The 4,821-nt window shown below is 44.9% G+C and carries 1 protein-coding gene; it reads left to right on the top strand.

Annotated elements, in window-relative coordinates; genetic code table 11:
- Positions 1 to 61: 61 nt before the first annotated feature.
- Complete coding sequence (locus tag F6J99_RS42155; protein ID WP_293122675.1) at positions 62 to 4,717, top strand: hypothetical protein; 4,656 nt, start codon at positions 62 to 64, stop codon at positions 4,715 to 4,717.
- Positions 4,718 to 4,821: the final 104 nt, after the last annotated feature.

Genomic DNA, 4,821 nt, shown 5'->3' with positions numbered 1-4,821 from the left:
TCCGGCTGGTTACTTAATTCCTCAAGATGCTTTACTCGGCGATACTAATAGTTATCTGCCCATGACCTTGTTACACGATGCTTTAAGTCAATTACCCTGTCGTCATTTCTTGGGTATCCTCGACTGCTGTTTTGCTGGTGCTTTTAAATGGTCGAATACTAGGGATTTACTCACATCGCCAGAAGTAATTCACCAAGAACGATACGACCGTTTTATTACTGACCCAGCCTGGCAAATCATTACTTCTTCAGCTTCTGACCAAAAGGCTTTAGATAACTTTAATTTAGATAGCGTACGCGGTCAAGTCGGCAATCATTCCCCTTTTGCAGCGGCATTATTAGAAGCACTGGAAGGGGCAGCAGATATCTATCCTCCCGCCAAAAATGGTAAACCGCCGGTCGATGGGGTAATTACAGCCACCGAATTATATTTATATTTACGGGATAGAGTCGAAATTCCCACAGAAAAATGCCGGATACGACAAACCCCTGGTATTTGGTGTTTAAATAAGCACGATAAGGGAGAATATATCTTTCTTTCTCCGGGACATGAACTTAATTTACCACCAGCACCACCTTTGGATCAATCACAAAATCCCTATCGCGGTTTAAACTCCTTTGAGGAGAAACACAGTTCACTGTTTTTCGGTAGAACATTACTAGTAGAAAAGTTACAGGATTTTGTCAAAACTCATCCCCTGACAGTGGTGTTGGGTGCTTCCGGTTCCGGTAAATCTAGCTTGGTAAAGGCAGGATTAATTCCCAAACTACGGCAATCTCAGACTGAGAAATGGTGTATTTTGCTACCCATCCGTCCTGGTGAGACTCCCTTGGAACCATTAAATAATGTGCTGACTGAAGCTAAGTTACCCTTGGTTGAGCCACAAAACCCCCAGCATAACCTGGCAATGAGCATTGATGTTTGGGCGAAGAATAACCCCAACTCTAAGTTATTACTGTTTATTGACCAAAGCGAAGAAATTATTACACTCTGTCAAAACTTAGATGAGCGTCAGGGGTTTTTCCGACAGATACTCACAGCCATAAATGCCCATGGGGATAAATTACGGGTAGTATTAACCCTACGTTCTGATTTTGAACCCCACATCTGTGATTTGGGCTTAAAGTTGGCACCGGAAGTACTAAATCAATTGGGAACTACGGTACTGATAAATCTTTGGCAAAGTGGACGATTTATTGTACCGGCAATGACACGAGGGGAACTCAACGAAGCGATAGAAAAACCGGCTCAAGCACGGGTAATGTATGTTCAACCCCACGAATTAGTAGAACAATTGATTGATGAAGTGGCGGATATGCCCGGAGCATTACCCCTACTGTCTTTTGCCTTGAGTGAACTGTATCTCAAGTATTTAAGGCGGCAACGGGAGGCACAATACAGGGGTATTACTATTGACCGGGCGTTGACTCAAGAAGATTATATGGAATTGGGGGGAGTAATGCGATCGCTAACTCAAAGGGCTGATCAGGAGTATCATTTGCTAGTTCAAGAAAATCCCGCTTATGACCAAGTAATCCGTCATGTCATGCTGCGGATGGTGGCACTAGGTGGGGGTGAGTTAGCCCGTAGGCGCGTACCTTTATCAGAATTAGAATATCCCCCCAAGAAAAATGATTTAGTTAAGGAAGTAATTGAGCGTTTTAGCACAGCACGGTTATTAGTAAAAGGACTTGATAGTGAGGGGAATCCTGATGTAGAACCAGCCCATGATGCTTTGGTGCGGGGTTGGCAAAGGTTGCTGGAGTGGAAACAAAAAGAGGAGGAAAATTTATTTTTACAACGGCGGTTGACTCCCGCAGCCCAGGAGTGGAAAAGCCAGCAACAGGCAAAGTTTCTTTGGAATGCTAACCCTCGTCTTGATTTGTTGAAAAAGGTACTCAATTCTGATGATAACTGGCTGAACCAAGTAGAAGCTGAGTTTGTGCAGCGTAGCGTCAGGCAAAAAAGCATCAATACTCGTCGAAATTGGGGTGTTGCGATCGCAGTTATGCTGGGGTTAGGTACAGGTTTAGTGTTATCGACTTATTTTGGCTTACAATCTCGTAAACGGGCAATTAACTCAGACTTACTAGCACAAGCTGCTAATATCAAGTATTCTCTATCATTAAAACCTACTACAGAAGAATTGCTCCAAGCTATTGAATCAACCGCTAAAATTCAAGATCACCAAAAATCCTTGCAACCAAGAGTGATCAATGAAGTTAATTCTAGCTTATTGGCAGCTTTAGATAAGGTTAGAGAAAGGAATCTTTTACAAGGTCATACAGGTTCTGTCACTGATATCGCTTTTAGCCCAGATGGCAAAAAGATTCTCAGTGGGAGTGACGACAACACAGTGCGTTTGTGGGACACAGAAACCGGTCAACTGCTCTATACACTAGAAGGTCATACAAGTTTTGTCACTGCTATCGCCTTTAGTTCAGATGGCAAAAAGATTCTCAGTGGCAGTTTTGACAACACCTTGCGTTTGTGGGACACAGAAACCGGTCAACTAATCCATCAACTAGAAGGTCATACAAGTTGGGTCAATGGTATCGCCTTTAGCCGAGATGGCAAAAAGATTCTCAGTGGGAGTCACGACAAGACAGTGCGGTTGTGGGACACAGAAACCGGTCAACTAATCCATCAACTAGAAGGTCATACAAGTTGGGTCAATGGTATCGCCTTTAGCCGAGATGGCAAAAAGATTATCAGTGGGGGTGGTGACCACACAGTGCGCTTGTGGGATACTGAATCGGGTCAACTTCTCCATACACTAGAAGGTCATACAAGTAGTGTCAATGCGATCGCCTTTAGTCCAGATGGTAAAAAGATTCTCATTTGGGGTGATCACGACACCTTGAGGTTGTCGGACACAGAATCCGGTCAACTGCTCTATACCTTCCAAGGTCCTACAGGTTTTGTAATTGCGATCGCCTTTAGTCCAGATGGCAAAAAGATTCTCAGTGGGAGTGACGACAACACAGTGCGGTTGTGGGACACAGAATCCGGTCAACTGCTCCATACACTAGAAGGTCATACAAGTAGTGTCAATGCGATCGCCTTTAGCCGAGATGGCAAAAAGATTCTCAGTGGCAGTAGGGACAACACAGTGCGGTTGTGGGACACCGAATCCGGTCAACTTCTCAATACTTTGGAAGGTCATACCAGTTCTATCACTGCGATCGCCTTTAGTCGAGATGGTAAAAAGATTATCAGTGGGAGTTCGGACGGCACAGTGCGCTTGTGGGATACTGAATCGGGTCAACTTCTCCATACACTAGAAGGTCATAAAGATTATGTCCATGCGATCGCCTTTAGTCGAGATGGCAAACAGATTTTCAGTGGGAGTTTAGACAACACCTTGAGGTTATTGGACATAGATTCCGGTCAATTTCTCCAGACCTTACCAGGTTCTACAGAGGTGACTGATATCGCCTTTAGTCCAGATGGGAAAAAGATTCTCAGTGGGAGTAACGACGGCACAGTGCGGTTGTGGGACACTGAATCCGGTCAATTTCTCCATGCTTTGGTCCATACTTTGGAAGGTCATATACGTCTACGTCGTATCTCAGATATCGCCTTTAGCCGAGATGGCAATAAGATACTCAGTGGGAGTTCGGACGGCACAGTGCGGTTGTGGGACACCGAATCTGGTAAACCTATCCATACCTTGGAAGGTCATACAGATTATGTCCATGCGATCGCATTTAGCCGAGATGGGAAAAAGATTCTCAGTGGCAGTGACGACAAGACAGTGCGGTTGTGGGACACACAATCCGGTCAACTGCTCCATACCTTAGAAGGTCATACAAGTAGTGTCAATGCGATCGCCTTTAGCCCAGATGGTCAGAAGATTCTCAGTGGGAGTTGGGACAAAAAAGTGCGCTTGTGGGATACCGAATCGGGTCAACTTTTCCATACCTTGGAAGGTCATACCGGTTCTATCACTGCGATCGCCTTTAGCCCAGATGGTCAGAAGATTCTCAGTGGGAGTTTGGACAACACAGTGCGGTTGTGGGACACCGAATCCGGTCAACTAATCCATACATTACAAGGTCATACACGTCGTATCTCAGATATCACCTTTAGTCCAGATGGCAAACAGATTCTCAGTGGGAGTGAGGACAACACAGTGTGTTTGTGGGACACCGAATCCGGTCAACGTCTTCATACCTTGGAAGGTCATACAAGTCCTGTCACTGATATCGCCTTTAGTCCAGATGGCAAACAGATTCTCAGTGGGAGTTGGGACAAAACAGTGCGGTTGTGGGATACCGAATCGGGTCAACTTCTCCATACCTTGGAAGGTCATACAAGTCGTGTCACTGATATCGCCTTCAGCCGAGATGGCAAACAGATTCTCAGTGGGAGTTGGGACAAAACAGTGCGGTTGTGGCGGGGTGGAAATTGGAAAGATTGGTTAAAAGAGGGATGTGATCAGCTGCAATTTCATCCTGACCTCGTTGCACCTAAAAATAATAAAGCAGGAGAAGCTTGTCTTAAGCATGCCAGTTGGGAAGATAAAACCAAAGCAGAATTTATGGTGAGACAAGGTCGGGCTATTTTACAAAAAGAGCCAAATCTCAAGAATGCTGTTAAAAAATTTAAAAAAGCGCAAAAACTCAAACCTGACATCGACCTCAATCCAGATACAGAGGAAATAGATAAAGACCCCAAAACAGTAGCGCAACAGTTAGCCCCAGACTCGAAATAATCACATGCCTGTCCACAGAAAAATGAAGTAGGTACTCAAGCCATGGCCTAAAGGCCACGCTACGCGAACGCCTGATCGGGTACCTACCAACCAAATATACTACA

The sequence above is a fragment of the Moorena sp. SIO4G3 genome, from assembly GCF_010692305.1.
Taxonomy (GTDB): Bacteria; Cyanobacteriota; Cyanobacteriia; order Cyanobacteriales; family Coleofasciculaceae; genus Moorena; species Moorena producens_A.
Note: the sequence above shows the minus strand (reverse complement) of the source record. Positions and strands in the feature narration are given on the sequence as shown.

Coding starts and splice junctions, on each gene's coding strand:
- F6J99_RS42155 (WP_293122675.1), top strand. CDS start 62: ATGACCTTGTTACACGATGCTTTAAGTCAATTACCCTGTCGTCATTTC.